This window comes from Labrenzia sp. THAF82 (assembly GCF_009363435.1).
GTDB classification, from domain to species: domain Bacteria; phylum Pseudomonadota; class Alphaproteobacteria; order Rhizobiales; family Stappiaceae; genus Roseibium; species Roseibium porphyridii.
Genome location: NZ_CP045354.1, coordinates 1908013 through 1924708, shown reverse-complemented (window position 1 = coordinate 1924708; position 16696 = coordinate 1908013). Strand labels below are relative to the sequence as shown.

Annotated in this window: 15 protein-coding genes; 9 read left to right on the top strand and 6 right to left on the bottom strand. The window is 54.2% G+C overall.

Annotated features, from left to right (window positions below; all coding sequences use genetic code 11):
• Positions 1-11 precede the first annotated feature (11 nt).
• The 4 genes from FIV00_RS09010 (at position 12) to FIV00_RS08995 (ending at position 4908) form a co-directional block, all read left to right on the top strand.
• Positions 12-1493 carry a sulfatase gene (locus FIV00_RS09010; RefSeq protein WP_152500436.1) on the top strand — a complete coding sequence of 494 codons (1482 nt, stop codon included), beginning with the start codon at positions 12-14 and terminating at the stop codon, positions 1491-1493.
• A 10-nt stretch (positions 1494-1503) separates the two neighbouring features.
• The gene (locus FIV00_RS09005; RefSeq protein ID WP_152500435.1) at positions 1504-2196 is read left to right on the top strand and encodes a DsbA family protein; all 693 of its coding nucleotides are present in this window, start codon (positions 1504-1506) and stop codon (positions 2194-2196) included.
• 89 nt (positions 2197-2285) lie between these two features.
• Complete coding sequence (locus tag FIV00_RS09000; RefSeq protein ID WP_152500434.1) at positions 2286-3956, top strand: thiamine pyrophosphate-binding protein; 1671 nt, start codon at positions 2286-2288, stop codon at positions 3954-3956.
• Between the two features lies 1 nt (position 3957).
• Positions 3958-4908, top strand: coding sequence for a 3-hydroxyacyl-CoA dehydrogenase family protein (locus FIV00_RS08995; protein ID WP_152500433.1), 951 nt, complete (start codon positions 3958-3960; stop codon positions 4906-4908).
• A 10-nt stretch (positions 4909-4918) separates the two neighbouring features.
• Here the strand turns inward: FIV00_RS08995 and FIV00_RS08990 are convergent, their stop codons facing one another.
• From FIV00_RS08990 to FIV00_RS08970, 5 genes are all read right to left on the bottom strand, one after another.
• Positions 4919-5596, bottom strand: a complete 678-nt coding sequence (locus FIV00_RS08990; protein WP_152500432.1) for a FadR/GntR family transcriptional regulator — start codon at positions 5594-5596, stop codon at positions 4919-4921.
• 414 nt (positions 5597-6010) lie between these two features.
• A complete protein-coding gene (locus FIV00_RS08985) occupies positions 6011-6802 on the bottom strand; it encodes an SDR family oxidoreductase (protein ID WP_152500431.1) in 792 nt (263 codons plus the stop codon).
• A 32-nt stretch (positions 6803-6834) separates the two neighbouring features.
• Entirely contained in the window at positions 6835-8328 is a 1494-nt protein-coding gene (locus tag FIV00_RS08980; protein ID WP_152500430.1) for a sugar ABC transporter ATP-binding protein, read from the bottom strand.
• A 40-nt stretch (positions 8329-8368) separates the two neighbouring features.
• A complete protein-coding gene (locus tag FIV00_RS08975; protein ID WP_152500429.1) occupies positions 8369-9310 on the bottom strand; it encodes a substrate-binding domain-containing protein in 942 nt (313 codons plus the stop codon).
• A 109-nt stretch (positions 9311-9419) separates the two neighbouring features.
• A complete protein-coding gene (locus FIV00_RS08970) occupies positions 9420-10400 on the bottom strand; it encodes an ABC transporter permease (RefSeq protein ID WP_152500428.1) in 981 nt (326 codons plus the stop codon).
• A gap of 196 nt (positions 10401-10596) precedes the next feature.
• On the opposite strand from FIV00_RS08970, the gene FIV00_RS08965 reads away from it, so the two are divergent.
• The 5 genes from FIV00_RS08965 to FIV00_RS08945 are packed head-to-tail and all read left to right on the top strand — an operon-like array spanning position 10597 to position 15641.
• On the top strand, positions 10597-11418 hold the full coding sequence (locus FIV00_RS08965) for a transketolase (RefSeq protein WP_152500427.1): 822 nt from the start codon (positions 10597-10599) through the stop codon (positions 11416-11418).
• Positions 11415-12374: a transketolase family protein gene (locus FIV00_RS08960; protein ID WP_152500426.1), complete on the top strand. Its 960-nt coding sequence runs from the start codon at positions 11415-11417 to the stop codon at positions 12372-12374. Before FIV00_RS08965 ends, FIV00_RS08960 begins: the two co-directional genes overlap by 4 nt.
• 3 nt (positions 12375-12377) lie before the next feature.
• Positions 12378-13841, top strand: coding sequence for an FGGY family carbohydrate kinase (locus FIV00_RS08955; RefSeq protein ID WP_152500425.1), 1464 nt, complete (start codon positions 12378-12380; stop codon positions 13839-13841).
• A 40-nt stretch (positions 13842-13881) separates the two neighbouring features.
• Positions 13882-14865, top strand: a complete 984-nt coding sequence (locus tag FIV00_RS08950; RefSeq protein WP_152500424.1) for a sugar-binding transcriptional regulator — start codon at positions 13882-13884, stop codon at positions 14863-14865.
• Positions 14865-15641: an SDR family oxidoreductase gene (locus FIV00_RS08945; protein WP_152500423.1), complete on the top strand. Its 777-nt coding sequence runs from the start codon at positions 14865-14867 to the stop codon at positions 15639-15641. The genes FIV00_RS08950 and FIV00_RS08945 overlap by 1 nt, the downstream gene beginning before the upstream one ends.
• A 28-nt stretch (positions 15642-15669) precedes the next feature.
• Here FIV00_RS08945 and FIV00_RS08940 read toward each other — a convergent pair whose 3' ends face one another.
• Positions 15670-16128 carry a 6,7-dimethyl-8-ribityllumazine synthase gene (locus FIV00_RS08940; protein WP_152500422.1) on the bottom strand — a complete coding sequence of 153 codons (459 nt, stop codon included), beginning with the start codon at positions 16126-16128 and terminating at the stop codon, positions 15670-15672.
• Positions 16129-16696: the final 568 nt, after the last annotated feature.

The window sequence follows — 16696 nt, the reverse complement described above, 5'->3', positions numbered from 1 at the left end:
GGCCAGGCGATATGGCAACAAAACCCAATATACTCTGGTTCTGTGCCGATCAGATGCGATATGACACGATTGCATCGCTCGGGAATAGCGAGATACGCACACCGAATATCGATCGGCTCGTGGCTAGCGGAACAACCTTCGAAAATTGCTATGTGCAAAACCAGATCTGCACACCCAGCCGGGCCAGTTTTCTGACCGGCCGCTATCCGGCTGCACATCAGGTCTACCGAAACGGGAACAGCCACTTTCCCGTTGAAGAAAAACTGATCACCAAGACATTCGACGAAAATGGCTATGATTGCGGGCTCGTCGGGAAACTGCATCTGTCGACAGCGGCTCATCTTGAATCAAGGCCCGATGATGGATACCGCCACTTCGAGTGGTGCCAGAACCCCGCTTGGGAGCGGGTACCGGCCAGCAACGCATATTGGACCTGGTTGCGAAACAAGGGCGTTGACCCGAAAATGCTGTTTTCTGACGCCAAGCAGTATTTGCGCATTGGACCCGAACCGGAGTTGCATCAGGCAAACTGGATTGCCGAACGCGCCATATCTTTCATGGAAGAAGCGCGCTCGGGGCCCTGGCTCTTGAGCCTCAACCCCTTCGATCCGCATCCTCCCTTCGACCCGCCGGAAAGGTTCCTTGCCAGATTTGGAGACGGCGAAACGCTGACACCGCCGCTTTTCCGGCAGAGCGACATTGCACACCAAGCCCGTTTTTTTGATGTCAGGACACAAAAACGGGTCGCTGTGAACCCTGTTCTGTCGCCTGAAGAAAAACGAACTCAGCAGATCGAGGAAGGCGACATTCGCGGATCGAAACCACCTGATCGATTTGACGGAAAAAAGGTGAAGGCGGCCTACTATGCCATGATTGAAAACCTCGATGCCGCTTTCGGTCGCATCCTGGATCATCTGGAAAACACCGGCGCGATCGACAACACGGTCATTATTTTTACGAGTGATCATGGCGAATTGCTCGGCGACCACGGTCTCATCTACAAAGGTTGTCGGTTCTTCGAGGGGCTGGTTCGCGTACCTCTCATCTTTGCCGGCAAGGGAATTGGCAAAGGTCATCGCTCCAGGGCGATGGTTGAAACAATCGACATCGCGCCGACATTGTTGGACTTGGTCGGACTGGACATCTCTCCCGCCATTCAAGGCAAATCACTCGGCCCTTTGATGACCGGGAAATCCATTCCGGATACGCACAAGGACTGCGTGGTAACCGACTTTAACGACTCGCTCGGCAACAGCGCCGTCACTCACTACACCCAGGCAAGCATGACTTGCGATGGCCGCTACAAGCTGGCGGTTTACCACTCGCATCCCGGCCTCGGTGAGTTGTTTGATCTGCACGAAGATCCCGACGAATTTGTCTGCAGGTGGAACGATCCCGCCTATGCCTCCCTGAAATCGGATTTGCTCGCACGCCATCTCGACCGCATGATGGGCACGGTACCTGCCGGACCTGAGCGAGTAGCGCCTGCTTAGGGGAATTGAAATGCCCCAAACCCTGACTTTTTTTGTCACGCTCAGATCGCCTTATTCCTACCTCGCGGCCGAGCGGATTGCTCAAATAGTCGCAAAAAGCGGTGTCCAACTGGATTTTCGCCCCGTCTATCCCCTGGCAATCCGGAACCCGGAATTTTTCAGCAAGGCAAACCCTGCCTTGCTCAGCTACCTGCGGCGCGATGCGGAAAGGGTCGCCGTCATGAATGAAATCCGGTTTTCCTGGCCGAACCCTGATCCAGTCGTGCAGGATCTGGACACCGGCGAAATCGCCAATCACCAGCCTTACATCTATCGATTGACACGTCTGTGCGCAGCGGCCTGCAGGAGCGGAGAAGGTTTCGAATGCTACAGGCGCTTATCCGCATTGTTGTTCTCGGGCACTCGCGGCTGGCACACTGGTGACCAATTGGCGGCCGCGATGTCGCATGCCGGGCTCGACTTTTCAATGTTGGATCAGATGGTCCGCGATGATCCTCACCAGTTGGATGCGGAGCTCAGGAAAAATGCAGAGCTCCAGAAAACGCTTGGACACTGGGGAACACCAATGGTCCATGTGGCCGGCGAAACATTCTTCGGACAGGACCGGCTGGATATGTGTGTTTGGCATATGATCCGGCAAGGTCTCTTACCTGCCGGTGCGGACCGTGCTTCCCAAAAAGAACCAGATTCCGACATTTCATAAATTGGTTAGACCAATATGTTTTTTTGTATATAATGGTCATACCAATTTCACCGGAATGGTGACAGTCTCACAACGGATCGGAACGGAAGATGCAGAGGACAGGTGCAGATATCATCGCGGACGCAATCGACAGCCAGGAGGATGTGGATCACGTCTTCTTCGTTGATGCAGTCCTTCGGCACACCTTGATCGAGTTGGAGAAGCGCGGTGTAAAACGCATTTTGGCACATAGCGAAAAGGCAGCGGCCTATATGGCTGACGGCTACGCGAGAGCCAGCGGAAAGACAGGTTTTTGCATGGCTCAGGCTGTTGGCGCTGCCAACCTCGCCGCCGGGCTGCAGGATGCGTATCTCGATCGCGTTCCGGTTGTCGCTATCACAGGACGGAAACCCGACACCCATCAGCATCGGAACGCTTACCAGGAGGTGTCACACGCACCACTTTACCAGCCGGTGACGAAGTTCACCGCAGAGGTTCGCACGGTCGACCAGCTGCCGCGAGTGCTGGGACATGCGCTGCGTGCCACCAAGACTGGAACCAGAAGACCAGTGCATCTCGACTTGGATGGCCTCAAAGGTGACCGCGTTGAAGAGGCAGCCTATGACGGACGTCCGGCCGACATCGCATTCTCCAGTTCAGGAGCAACACTCAACAGCACCGCCCATCCGGAAGACATTGCAAATGCCGCGTCTTTTTTGGAATCTGCGTCCAGGCCAATACTGGTTTGCGGCGTGACAAGCCTCTATGAAAACGCCGGTGACGCAATCAAGGTTTTGGCCGAAAAGCACGCCATTCCTATTGCTACATCTGTGGGCGGGCGTTCAGTTATTGAAACCTCACACCCAAACCACATTGGCGTTGTCGGCACTTACTCGGCACCTTATGCCAATCGCCTGCTGAACGAGGCAGATCTTGTCATCTATGTCGGATGCCATGGCGGCGATCAGATCAGTTCAGACTGGACAATCCCCGCACCCACCACACAGGTCATTCAAATTGACGCTGATCCGGTCGAACTCGGCCGCGGGCACCCCAATACCTGCGGCTTGGCAGGTGATCTCACTCTAAACTGCCTTGCTTTGGCAAAGAACAGCAAGATCACGCACGACCGTAAGGCCTGGCTGGATGCTTGCTCAGATGAGGCACGTAACTGGCTGCAGAAGGCGATCAGCAAAAGCAAGGAACCTAGAGACCTAATTCCCGCCGAACTGCTCGCCCATGAGGTCGGGAAAGCTCTCCCCGAGAACGGGATACTTGTTGCGGACACAGGTTTTTCCGCAACATGGACAGCGCAACTCACCGAATTCCGTCATCCCGGCCAGAAATATCTTCGCGCAGCAGGTTCCCTGGGCTGGGCATTTCCAGCCGCGATCGGCGCTCAATGCGGCGCTATGGACCAGCCGGTATTGTGCTTTTCAGGAGATGGCGCGTTTTACTATCACATGGGAGAGCTTGAGACCCTCAAGCGCTGGAACCTGCCTCTGGTCACTGTCATCAACAACAATTCAGCACTCGGACAGGGCCTGCGCAGCGTGAAAAAGCTGTACGAGAACCTGGATGGCAGGATGGGTGATCTGGTGGAATTCCATCCCACCAATTTTGCCGAGCTTGCCAAAGTTTTCGGTATCGATGGCTACCGCGTGGACAGGGCAGACGAGATCGGTGGCATCATAAAAACCGCCCTAGCCAACAAAAGACCCGCAATTATCGACGTTGTTACGGACCCGGACTGCAATCCGGAACCGGCCTGGAAGATATAACATGACAACCTATGACAATGTGACAATCGTCGGTGCGGGTCTTCTTGGCCATGCGCTTGGTCTTGTGCACGCTCTTGGCGGATGCAGGGTTATTCTGCAGGACATTTCAAAGGAACGTCTGAACTGGGCTGAAGGACGGCTACCAGCGTTGCTGGACGACCTCGTCGAATTTGGCTTGATTGAAAAGACTTCAGCAGAAGCAGCGCTCACCCGCATCAGCACAAGCCATGAGCTTGATGAAGCTGTTGCTGAAGCCGATCTCATCGTCGAGGCAGTCGTCGAGGATGCTCATGTCAAACAGGAACTATACTGCAGGCTCGAACCACTTGCCGGTCAGAACGCTGTCCTTGCCAGCAACACTTCATTTCTTGATATCTTCCCGCTTGTACCGCCAGCCTTGCGCGCGCGTTCCTTGATCGTCCACTGGTACACGCCACCTTACCTGATCGATCTTGTCGACGTTGTGCCATCACCTGTTGCCGATCCAGAGGTCGCGACAAAGATGGTCGGCTTTCTGCGCGGAATTGGCAAGAAACCGGTTCTGCTCAAGAAATTCGTTCCGGGCTATATCGCCAACAACATCCAGATGGCGATTGAAAGCGAAGTGTTCCGGCTTCTGGATACAGGTGTTGCCGACATTGTCGATATCGATGATGCCCTACGCTTTGGCCTGTCTCAGCGTCTCAGCCTCATGGGTCAGTTCAAAAAGATTGACTACACCGGCCTTCAGGTTGTGCGCGATATTCATGCGACGGGTCTCTATACGCCGCCGGGCAAGCCAACCGGGACACCCAAGCTGGATGAAAAGCTGGCCGACGGAAGCAGCGGCGTTCTGGCTGGCAGTGGATTTTACGACTATGGCGATACGGACGCGCAGGAACTTTTCAAGCGTAGAGACAGCAAACTCGCCCGCCTGAAATTGCTCATGTCAGAATTTGAAGACGATCTGTGACCGCCAGTCGTCAATAGCTTAGGAACCGGGCAATCATCCAGTCAATGTGATATTGCATTGCCGTACGGGCAGCCTGCGGGCGCCGCGCCGTCAGCGCGTCGGTAATTTCCTGGTTGTTGTCTACGACTTTCAAGCGGTTTTTCAACGACCTTGTTCCGCGATACCATCCCTCCCACAGCTTGCCGCTCTTCTGCTCCCAAAGAAAGTCGAGCAGTTCAGGAAAAAGGCTGTTTTCCGAGGCGTGGGCGATACTCATGTGAAAAGCGCGGGTTGCCTCATGAAACTCGGGAGTATCGTCCGGAGGGACCGCAGCGTTGGCCTTGTTGGCTTGAACAATACGGGAAAGACTTTGCTCAGATGCGTTTGACGCTACTAAAAAACAGGCTTCACCTTCTATAAGCCTGCGCATTTGCAGCACTTCGTAAGGCCCAGGAGTGCTCTTGATCGCTTGCAAAAGCGAAATGTCATCATTTTGGTTGGGCATGACATACGCACCGGAACGATCGCGTATCTCGATGAGCCGTGCGGCTTCCAAAGCAAGCAGAGCTTCACGAACGGTTGTGCGGCTGACGTCAAAATGAGACGCCAGTTCTCGTTCTGCAGGGAGGCGGCTCAAAGGTTTATAATCGCCGTCCTCAATCTTCTTCTTTATTAGAGAAACAACCCGTTCATACGTTCGTTGCACCATATGAAGTCCAAAAATTATCGATTTGCCGACCTTCGTTTTACCAACTCAAACAGAACTTTACATCTGCCAATTTGGGTCGAGCATCTAAGATAGGACTTCCAAATTCATTTTGCCCCTCATGGATCAATCCGGCATCCGCAAAAATGATCAGCCCAACCTGAGCAGTCCGACGTTATGTGCAGTAAATCGGAGGATCAAAGCTCGGAAAAAAGCGTCTCAAGCTGGAAGAGATTGACGCGAAGTTCAGCTCTGGTGAGGGATGCAGGCTAACAAGTGAACGGCAGTTTCCAAGCTCATCGATCATTGGCAGCAATGTCGTTTCGCTGTGTTATGCACGCTCTCACAAGACCAGAAGCTATCGAGCAATCAAATGCACCGATTGCAGCGAAGAATAACCTCAATAGGCTGCACAGACTACCAGCAGCAAAACCCACCGTCGACGAGAAGATCAACGCCGGTGCAAAAGGAGGCGGCATCGGACAAAAGGAACACTGCCGGTCCTACCATTTCATTGACATCGGCCATCCTCTGCATCGGCGTCTGGCTTTCGAAATCCTTGGTTTGATGCACCATTTCCGGGCGTGTGTTCATTGGTGTGGCTGTGTAACCTGGAGAGATCGAGTTGACCCGTATGCCGCGATCGACCCATTCCATAGCCATGGATTTCGACATGTGAATGACACCAGCCTTCGAGGCGTTGTAATGAACTTGCATCAGGCCCCGGTTCACAATCACACCTGACATTGAGGCGATGTTGACGATTGACCCACCGTGCCCATGGGCCAGCATGGCGCGCGCCTCGGCCTGGCAGGAAAGCCAAACGCCCTTCATGTTGATGTCCATCAACGTTTGATATTGCTCCTCGCTCATGCTTTCGCAAGCCTCGGCATTGGCGATGCCAGCTGCATTGAGCGCCAGGCGAAGCGGGCCGAGTTCCGCTTCGGTGCGCTCCACAGCTGCGGCCAAGTCCGTTGCCGATGTCACGTCTGCCGTGATTTGAATGGACTTACGTTTCGTTGCCGCGATGAGTTTCGCAGTATCCTGAAGGCCGCCATCGGAGCGGCGGTCCACGAGCGCCACATCGGCTCCACATTGCGCCAAGCCAAGCGCAATCCTCTGACCGATGCCGCTGCCGGCACCAGTCACCAGTGCCGTGCGATCAGACAGATCGAACAACGCCGGTGTATTCAGGTTCATAGTCGACATGGGAAGCCTTCTCGCTCTTTCGCCATTCGTTGCTACATCGTTGCCAGTTCCATGACCGAGACGTCGTTTGCCTCGCCCCGGTTCAATATTCCGGAAAGCTTGCCCTGAGCCATGACCATCACGCGATTGGATACTCCAAGCACTTCTTCCAGGTCTGAACTTATCACTATGACCGAGACACCTTCCCGAGCCAGACCGACTATAATGTCGTAAATTGAAGAGCGCGCGCCGACGTCAATCCCGCGCGTCGGTTCATCCAGAACAACTACACGCGGATTTCGGGCAAGCCATTTGGCAATCACCACCTTCTGCTGGTTCCCGCCCGATAGTTCGTCGGCATTCTGATGGCTTTGCCCTTTGACTCCAAACTTCAATATGCCACCGTCAGCAAATGCGCGGGCGCGTTTTCTGGTAACCCAACCTTTCCGGGCCACCTGGTTCATATTCGCATACGCGAAGTTTTCAGCGATCGAATGCGGTAACACGAGGCCCTGCTGCTTGCGGTCCTCCGGCACCAGAACAATGCCATTGCGGATGGCATCCCGCGGTTTTCGGGGCGAAATGTCTTTTCCATCAAGCAGGACCTGCCCCTTTGAGACCGGATCGACACCTACGATGGCCCGCGCGAGCTCCGTGCGGCCCGCTCCCACCAGTCCGGCAATGCCGAGTATTTCCCCCCGGGCGACATCGAAGTTGATGCCCGTAAAGCTTCCAAGCCCCGAGGACAGGTCACGGACTTCAAGCACGGTGCGGTCTTGTGGATTGGGAATCGGAGGGAACATACGTTCCAGGCTGCGGCCCACCATGGCTTCAACTATTGTGCGAACCGGGACGTCCGCGTTTTCAAATTCCTGAACCTTGGAGCCGTCCCGCATGACAACAATGCGGTCGGCGATCTGTTTGATCTCTTCAAGCCGGTGCGAAATATAAATGATCCCCACGCCGTCCTGTTTTAACCGTTCGATCTGCTCGAACAGTTTGATGGTTTCATCTCCACCCAATGCTGCAGTCGGTTCGTCCAGTATCAAAAGCCGGGCGTTGAGCGTCAGTGCTTTTGCGATTTCTATCAATTGCTGGTTGGCAGTGGACAGGCCCTGCACAAGACGCCGAGGTGAAATGTCGAGACCAAGACGTTGTAGTCCCGCATGAGCCCGTTGTTCCATGGTCTTGCGATCAACGACGCCAGCCTTCTTGGGATAGCGGCCAACAAAAAGGTTCTCGGCAATCGAAAGATGCGGCAAGAGCAGAAGCTCCTGATGGATCATGCCGACACCGGCGTCGATCGCCTCACGTGGACTGGCGGGCGCGAAGACCGCGCCCTGCCACTTCATTTCCCCGGAACTTGGGAGAATTGTCCCGGAGATAATGTTCGAAACCGTCGATTTGCCTGCACCGTTTTCCCCCAGAAGCGCCACAACTTCACCAGCTTTGATGTCCAGATCAATTCCGTGCAGGACTTCGATCGGCCCGAAGGACTTTCGAACATTCCTCAGCGAAAGGAGCGGCGTGGACTCTTCAGCCGTCATGGTCTTGGCGCTTTCAGCTTTCCTAGGCAGGCAGGGTTTCTTACGGGTGCTTTTCCACGAACTTCGCCGCGTTTTCACACGTTGTCAGTACAGCGTTCGGGATCTGACGTGCTGGCACCGAAGCGTCATTGGCAACTGCGATTGCGGAGTTAACAGCCAGAACACCCATAGCCTGCGTGCTTTGTGTAGCCGTCACGATGAAAGGCGTGTCACAAGCCACCAGCGATTCCAGCGCAGCACCGTCGCCGTCATATCCGCCAATGATGACTTGATCGGCAAGACCTGCAACTTCTACTGCCTTTGCAGCCCCCATTGCCAGACCATCGGCTTGACCAAAAATGATATTGATATCGGGATTGGCCTGCAACATGTTCTGAGCGATCTGAAAGCCTTCGTCGGGAGACCACTGCTGGCTCCACTGTTGTGCCACCAATTCTACGCCCGGGTTCTCGTCAATGGCCATCTTGCAGCCTTCGAAACGCTGAACTTCCGGTGTCGTGCCTTTCTGACCATGGATGACAACCATTTTGCCTTTGCCGTCTGCAAGGCCAATGATGTGATCGCAGACCTGATAGGCGGACAGAACGTTTTCGCCATAAATCACCGTGTCACCCGGCTCGCCGTCCGGCTCGCGGTCGACGTTGATAACGGGTATGCCTTCGGCGCGTGCCAGACGCGTCGGAACAGCGGCCGCAGCGGCACCGGCAGGAATATAGATAAACGCGTCAATGCCTTGGGTGATCAAATCCTGAACCTGGCTCACCTGAGTGGCAGTGTCGTTCTTTGCATCGACAACAATGACCTCAATGCCCAGTTTGCCGGCATAGCCTTCAACACCAAGCTTGATCTGGTTGAAGAAGTCAGCTTGCAGATTTGGTACCGCGAGGCCAATCTTTTTGATGCCAATTCCTTCGGCAAAGGCGGCGCCTGATGTCGCAACCATCGCGGCTGCGACGATCAAGCTCTTAAAACTGGTTCTCATGGTATCTCCTCCTGGTTTGGTGGTCCGTTTCATTTTGTTGGACCTTTGGAAGTCCGAGCATTCGGACCATTTGAAAACTTTGAAAACCTGGGGTTGGTGTCATCGGAACTCATCGTGAACCACGGTGCTTGAAGGTTTCGGCGGCCACCGCCAGAACGATGACAAGACCGATAATGACGGCTTGAAGGAACGGAGACACACTGAGAAGATTGAGACCGTTGCGCAGTACGCCGATAATCAGGACGCCTATGATCGTGCCGACCACTCCTCCCGTTCCACCGGACAGGCTGGTGCCTCCAATCACAACTGCAGCAATTGCATCCAGTTCATAAGCGACACCCGAACTTGGTTGCACCGAGTCCAGGCGGGCGGCCAGCAAAATACCGGCCAGCCCTGAAAGAACGGCGCACACGACATAGACCATAACCGTGGTAAGTCGGACGTTGATGCCCGCAAGCCGGGCCACCTCAGGGTTGCCCCCGATCGCGTAAAGAGATCGGCCTTCTTCACGAAACCGCAGAAACAGCATGGCGACTGCGAAAACAACAAGCATGACCGCTACGGTTACAGTCAGAAATCCGAAGTGCCGGATAATGGCTCCCAAGTTGAACCAGGTCGGAAACCCGATGATCTGAGATCCATTGGTAATCATGTTCGCAAGTCCGCGCGCTATCGACATCATTGCCAAGGTCGCAATGAACGCGGGAACCTTAAACTCGGTTATCAGCAGCCCCGACACGGCACCAGCCAGGGCCGCCGACAGCAGAGCGCCGGTGATGGCCACGCTCATGGGCAGGCCGGCCTCAACATTGAGGTACCCCAGCACCATCATTGACAAGGCAAGGATCGACCCGACTGACAAGTCGATACCGCCGATCAGAATGACGAAAGTCATACCAACAGCCATGATGCCGAGAACCGTAATCTGATCGGCAATGTTCAGGAAATTCCGAAAGGAAAGGAAAGAGTCGGTTGCAAAAGACAGGAATGCGCACAGCACCAAAAGCCCGATCAAAGGCCCTGTCGCCCCGCTGAGCGAAAAAAAATCCGAATATTTCGGCTTTGCCTCCGACTCGGTAGACGTCGTCATTAGTTCGTTATCCTCCCGTATCGCATATTTATTCATGTGCGATATTTATTTCGTACCCGCTTCTTTTTCGCCTGTCAATTGGGCAAACAAACCAAATTCTCCAAACCATTGAGCTGCCGACTGGATTAGGAAGTCGCTTGACACTCGCTTTGTTTGCATGTTTTTTTGCATGTGAATTTTTATACACAGGCCAACGATGAACACGCATGATCTTCAAACAATTGCAAACCGCATCAGACGACGTGACCTGCAAGCCGTCTTTGATGCAGGGGCAGGACATATCGGTGGAGAGCTTTCAGTCATTGATCTGCTAACGGCCTTGTACTTCAAGATCATGTCCGTTGATCCGGATGATCCATTGGCTCCGGACCGAGATCGGTTCGTTTTGAGCAAAGGCCACACCGCGCTCGCGCTTTATACAGTTCTGGCTGAAAAGGGATTTATTCAGAAGGATGAGATCTCGACCTTCCTGAAACCTCATTCACGGCTGAACGGGCATCCAAACCGCACAAAAGTCCCGGGTGTGGAAACCAATACCGGTCCGTTGGGGCACGGGTTACCCATTGCTGTTGGCATGGCAATGGCCGCAAAGCTAAGCGGGGCATCCTGGCGAACGTTCGTGATTACCGGCGATGGTGAAATGCAAGAAGGCTCAAATTGGGAAGCAATCATGAGTGCTGCGCATTTCCAATTGGGAAACCTGTCACTGATCATCGATCACAACCGACTGCAACAGGGTGCGCGTCTTGAAGAAACCAATGACATTGCACCGTTCAGACCCAAGCTTGAAGCCTTTGGATGGACCGTAGAGGAGATTGACGGTCACGATATGGATCAGATTTGCGCAGCGCTCGCTTCAGTATCAATAACGACGAACAAGCCAAAGTGTATCGTTGCTCACACGAACAAGGGACACGGTGTCTCGTTCATGTCCGACAATGTGGCTTGGCACCACAAGGTACCAAACGAAAGCCAGTACAAACAGGCTATGGCTGAACTGGAAAAGGCGGCGCCATGAATGCAACCTTCGATACAGCCAAATTGCATGACTGCCGGGATGCGTTTGTCGGAGCACTGGAACAACTGGGAGCAGCCAATGAACACATTGTTGCAGTATGCAACGATTCAGTTGGATCGTCCAAACTTGCAGGATTTCGTGACAAATTTCCGGACCGATTGATCAATGTCGGCATCGCCGAACAGAACATGGTTGGTGTCGGTGCCGGACTTGCAAATGGCGGAAAGATACCGTTCGTTTGCGCCGCATCACCGTTTCTGACCGGTCGTGCGCTGGAACAGATCAAAGCAGACGTCGCCTACTCTGAAGCGAATGTGAAACTGGTCGGCATCAGCTCCGGTCTTGCCTATGGTGAACTGGGCGCCACACACCACTCGATTGAAGATTTTGCCTGGGTGCGTGCCCTCCCCAATGTCCCTGTGGTTGCGCCAGCAGACCGAAATGAAACAGCTGCGGCCATCAAATGGGCTGCAGACTATCAAGGTGGTCTTTTCCTGCGTCTGAGCAGAGTTGGCGTGCCGGACCTGTTCCCGGAAGATCACGTTTTTAAACCAGGGCAAGCCAATCTGCTGCGCAGTGGCTCGGACGTGACCATCATCGCCAACGGAACTTTGACTTATCGGGCGATGATTGCGGCGGAAATGCTCGACTTGCAAGGGATATCGGCGCGCGTTTTGAATATGGCCACGGTGCGCCCAATCGATACTACGTCAATCGTCAATGCAGCTACCGAGACCGGTGCCATTGTCACATGCGAAGAGCATACGGTGTATGGCGGGCTTGGCAGTGCAGTCGCAGAGGTTGTCGTGGACGAATGCCCGGTTCCTATGAAACGCCTTGGCGTTCCGGGTATCTTTGCGCCCACAGGGTCAGCCAATTTTCTGCTGGACGAATTCGGAATGTCACCAGAGGGTATTGCCGGAAGTACCGCTGATCTGTTGAAGCGCAAAGGATAGGCCGTGTCGCGTGATGTCATTCTTGCGATTGACGAAGGTACGACGAATTCCAAAGCCGTGCTTGTGTCGCTATCCGGAGAGATAATCGCTTCAGGAACTGCGCCGGTGCCGATCCAGCATCCTCAATCGGGATGGGTTCAACAGGATGCTTTGTCGATATGGACTGCAACTCAAGACGCGATCTCGGAATGCCTCGACCAAGCTCCAGACGCCAGTGTACTCGCCCTCGGGATTTCCAATCAGCGTGAATCGATTCTGATTTGGGATCGCAAGTCGGGTGCGCCACTTGGGCCGGTATTGACCTGGCAATGCCGCAGAACATCAGCAATTTGTGCAGACCTGAAAGCAGCGGGGCATGAAACGGAGGTGATCGCACGCACCGGTTTGCCGCTAGATCCACTGTTTCCGCCAACAAAAATTGCCTGGCTTCTGGAGCATCACGCAGCAGGCATCGAAGATATCTGTATTGGTACGGTGGACAGCTGGCTGATCTGGCAGTTTTCGGGCGGTCGCGTACATGCCACCGACCGTTCAAATGCAGCGCGCACACAACTGTATAATCTTGCTCTGGGTAAATGGGACGACGGTCTTTGCAATTTGTTCGGTGTAAACCCGGCTTCACTGCCTGAAGTTCGGGATTCCGCCCATGTCTTTGGTGAAACCCGGGATGTTGGCGTGTTGCCTGAGGGCATTCCTATTTCTTCTGCCATCGGCGATTCACATGCTGCCCTGTTTGGCCACGGCGCATTCGAACATGGCGACGGCAAAGTCACCTTCGGCACAGGCTCGTCGATCATGACCACGATCCCTGAATTTGTTTTGCCACCGAAGGGACTGACGACGACCATCGCATGGTCACTTGACGGCCAGGCGACCTATGCTCTTGAAGGCAACATTCTGGTCAGTGCGTCGGTTTTTCCCTGGGCGGCGAAAATCCTGGGTTTAGAGAATGTGGATGAACTGCTCAACCTGGCGCATACTGTCGAGAGCGCCAATGGCGTCTGCCTGGTGCCGGCCCATGTTGGCCTTGGGGCGCCTCACTGGGACGCGCAGGCACGTGCACTGATCTCCGGCCTGTCATTTGTGTCTGAGCCTGCTCATATCGCCAGGGCCGCAGCAGATAGCATGGCTCATCAGGTAGCTGACATTTTTGATGTCATCTCAGAAGCAGGAAAGAATGTAGGAAGGCTTTTTGTCGATGGAGGCCCGAGCGAAAACGGCTTCCTGATGCAATTGGTGGCCGACTTGATTTCGCACCCGGTAACGCCTTGCAAGAATTCTGAAACGTCGGCCGTCGGCGCGGCATACCTTGCCGGTCTCGCCACAGGTTTTTGGCCTGATCTGCATGCGTTGAGAAGCCTAATGTCTCATGACCAACCCATCGAGGTAGGGATTACGAACAGGGAAAGAAAGGAATTACGTGCTGAATGGCGAGATGCCATTGCACGCACAACACTCCGGTTGTAGTGAATAAATATTCACTATCTGTCCTCAAAAGGTCCACCGAATGTCCCGGCTAAACGAACTTCGAATGATTGCGCGCGTTGCTCAGATGTACCACGTGGAAAATCAACGCCAAGCCGATATCGCTAATCATCTCAGGATCTCGCAGGCTACGATTTCGCGAATGTTGAAACGTGCGCAGGAAGAGGAAATCGTGCGCACCACTGTTGTGGCTCCTTCCGGCACTTATGCTGATCTGGAAGCGGGTCTACGCAGCAAATTCGGTCTGTCCGAAGCAATCGTCGTCGAGTGTTCAGAAGACAGAGACGGTGCGATCATGGCGCGGATTGGCGAGGCAGCGGCGCACTTTGTTGAGGCAACGTTGCAGCCAGGCGAAATCATCGGTGTTTCAAGCTGGTCTGAAACGATTTTAAAGATGGTGGACAACATTCATCCAATGAAATCCGGCAAGGCGAAATTTGTCGTGCAGACACTCGGCGGCATGGGCGACCCCACAGTCCAGATCCACGCCAACCAACTTACGACCCGCTTGGCCAAGCTCACAGGTGCCGAGGCATCTCTGTTGAGTGCCCCGGGTGTTGCACAATCGCGCGAAGCCAAACTTGTTCTATCGGGGGACTCCTATGTGCGCGAAACAATGGATCTTTTTGAGAAAGTCACCCTCGCAATTGTAGGCATCGGCGCGGTAGAACCTTCCAGTATGCTGGCACGCAGCGGCAACGTATTCTCCACGCGAGAACTCGCCGCAGTGAAGGAGGCGGGCGGGGTTGGTGACGTCAGCCTGCGGTTCTTCGACATTGATGGAAATCCGGTGAAAACACCTCTCGACGAACGTGTCATCGGCATGACCTTGGACGAGCTTGCCCGGATCGACAGGGTGATTGCGCTTGCCGGCGGACAGTCCAAAACCCACGCCATCCAAGGCGCATTGAAGGCCGGTGTCATAGACCTTCTCGTGACAGACAAATTCACAGCTGGGCGTCTGGTATCTGACGCCCAAGATCAGACCTTATCGGAGCAGATGTAATGGACAGATTTGCGGGCAAAAGCGTGGTCATCACAGGTGGCAACAAAGGGATCGGATATTCCATTGCTGAGCGCTTCGTGTCCGAGGGCGCGAATGTCGTCATCGCTTCCGTCGAAGACCAGGTGATGGAGGCAGCAACCAAACTTGGTCCGAACACCCGGGGCTTTGTCTGCGACGTAACTGACAAGGAGCAGGTCGCGGCACTCTACGAATTTGCCAAGAGTGAATTCGGCGGGACTGACGTGTCTGTTCAAAACGCCGGCATTATCACCATAGCCAAGGTTGAGGATCTGACCGAGCGGGACTGGGATGCGACGATGGAGGTGAACACCAAAGGTGTTTTCCTGTGCTGTCAGGAGGCCATCCGCCACATGCGGGCGTCGGGCAACGGTGGACGGTTGATCAACACCGCCTCGGGACAGGCCCGCGACGGGTTCATCTACACACCACATTATGCTGCTTCGAAATTCGGCGTTATGGGGCTGACCCAAAGCCTTGCCAAGGAAGTTGCACTTGAAGCCATCACGGTGAACGCCATCTGCCCTGGCATCATCCGAACCGACATGTGGGACTACAACGATCGGATCTGGGGCAAGATGCTTGGCAATTTCGGACCCGGCGAATTGATGGAGAACTGGGTTCAGAACAATATCCCGATGAAGCGCGCTGGCGAAGGAAGTGACGTGGCCGGTCTGGTAGCATTCCTTGCAAGCAAGGACGCCACCTACATTACCGGCCAGACAATCAACGTGGACGGCGGCTTAATCATGTCCTGATGCTCAAAGGCAAAAATCACACGGCAACTTACGCGGCAGGTGTGTCCAGATCCTGATAGAGCTTCACAATGTCCAGGGCGGAATCGGCCGCTTCTCGTCCTTTCTTGACGAAATGCTCAGCGAAGAAATTGATATGGTCGTCGGTTGGCTGGAAATTGTGTGGTGTCAGGGACACTGACAGAATAGGAACGCCGGTTTTCAATCCGACATCCATCAGGCCTGTAACGACAGCAGCTGCCACGAAATCATGCCGGTAGATGCCGCCATCAACGACAAGAGCAGCAGCCGCTATCGCATCATATTCGCCGGTTTCCGCCAGCTTTTGCGCAAGCAGCGGCAACTCGAACGCGCCTGGAACGTCAAAAACCGAGAGCTTTGCGTCTACGCCGGACTCATCAAGTCTTTCCTGGAACCCAATGAGAGCTTGATCGACGATTTCTGCATGCCAGCGCGCTTTGAGAAAGGCGAACTTTGGGGGTTTTGTCATTGTTATCTAACCTATCAATTTACAGGATCTCATGGCATCTAAACAATCAGGCCTGTGCTTGATTACACCATTCTCTCCCATACAGACTATCACCGTAAGTCCCTAAATTTCCTCGGTTTCTTTTGGTTCACTCGAACCGGGTCGCGCTCGCGGTATATTGCCGCCAGTGGAAAATTTCACCCAGCACTGAGAGTCCACCTCCTCTAGCCCACGCCACTGTTTTCGTCAAAACAAATGAAACAGATCTGAACCCCACAATTTTCCAGCCTGCGAATGCAAGAACCATGGGTTTGCAGACCGACACTTCTGTCTCCAAACCCTGACCATTGCTCCGAAACTTAGCCGTAGATTTGATCTGGACTAAATCCCAGATGCTCTCCTGGCTTCGGAGGGCAACGCTTTAGCAACCGATAGCAGCATTTGGAGATCGATTGACGCAGTCAGGCGCACCGCGGTTTCACGCAGAGCTGTCGATTGAAAGGTGGCAGACAAACGCGTCGAGCGATTTTGCAAATTAAACGTCTCTAACCCGCGAAATCGAACTAATCCGATCCATAAAGGGTGCGAG

Bases quoted from the DNA above. Each gene is read 5' to 3' on its own strand.
- FIV00_RS08940 (WP_152500422.1), bottom strand. From the start codon at position 16,128: ATGACAAAACCCCCAAAGTTCGCCTTTCTCAAAGCGCGCTGGCATGCA.
- FIV00_RS09000 (WP_152500434.1), top strand. From the start codon at position 2,286: ATGCAGAGGACAGGTGCAGATATCATCGCGGACGCAATCGACAGCCAG.
- FIV00_RS08970 (WP_152500428.1), bottom strand. From the start codon at position 10,400: ATGACGACGTCTACCGAGTCGGAGGCAAAGCCGAAATATTCGGATTTT.
- FIV00_RS08950 (WP_152500424.1), top strand. From the start codon at position 13,882: ATGTCCCGGCTAAACGAACTTCGAATGATTGCGCGCGTTGCTCAGATG.
- FIV00_RS08995 (WP_152500433.1), top strand. From the start codon at position 3,958: ATGACAACCTATGACAATGTGACAATCGTCGGTGCGGGTCTTCTTGGC.
- FIV00_RS08980 (WP_152500430.1), bottom strand. From the start codon at position 8,328: ATGACGGCTGAAGAGTCCACGCCGCTCCTTTCGCTGAGGAATGTTCGA.
- FIV00_RS08975 (WP_152500429.1), bottom strand. From the start codon at position 9,310: ATGAGAACCAGTTTTAAGAGCTTGATCGTCGCAGCCGCGATGGTTGCG.
- FIV00_RS08945 (WP_152500423.1), top strand. From the start codon at position 14,865: ATGGACAGATTTGCGGGCAAAAGCGTGGTCATCACAGGTGGCAACAAA.
- FIV00_RS09010 (WP_152500436.1), top strand. From the start codon at position 12: ATGGCAACAAAACCCAATATACTCTGGTTCTGTGCCGATCAGATGCGA.
- FIV00_RS08960 (WP_152500426.1), top strand. From the start codon at position 11,415: ATGAATGCAACCTTCGATACAGCCAAATTGCATGACTGCCGGGATGCG.
- FIV00_RS08990 (WP_152500432.1), bottom strand. From the start codon at position 5,596: ATGGTGCAACGAACGTATGAACGGGTTGTTTCTCTAATAAAGAAGAAG.
- FIV00_RS08965 (WP_152500427.1), top strand. From the start codon at position 10,597: ATGAACACGCATGATCTTCAAACAATTGCAAACCGCATCAGACGACGT.
- FIV00_RS08985 (WP_152500431.1), bottom strand. From the start codon at position 6,802: ATGTCGACTATGAACCTGAATACACCGGCGTTGTTCGATCTGTCTGAT.
- FIV00_RS09005 (WP_152500435.1), top strand. From the start codon at position 1,504: ATGCCCCAAACCCTGACTTTTTTTGTCACGCTCAGATCGCCTTATTCC.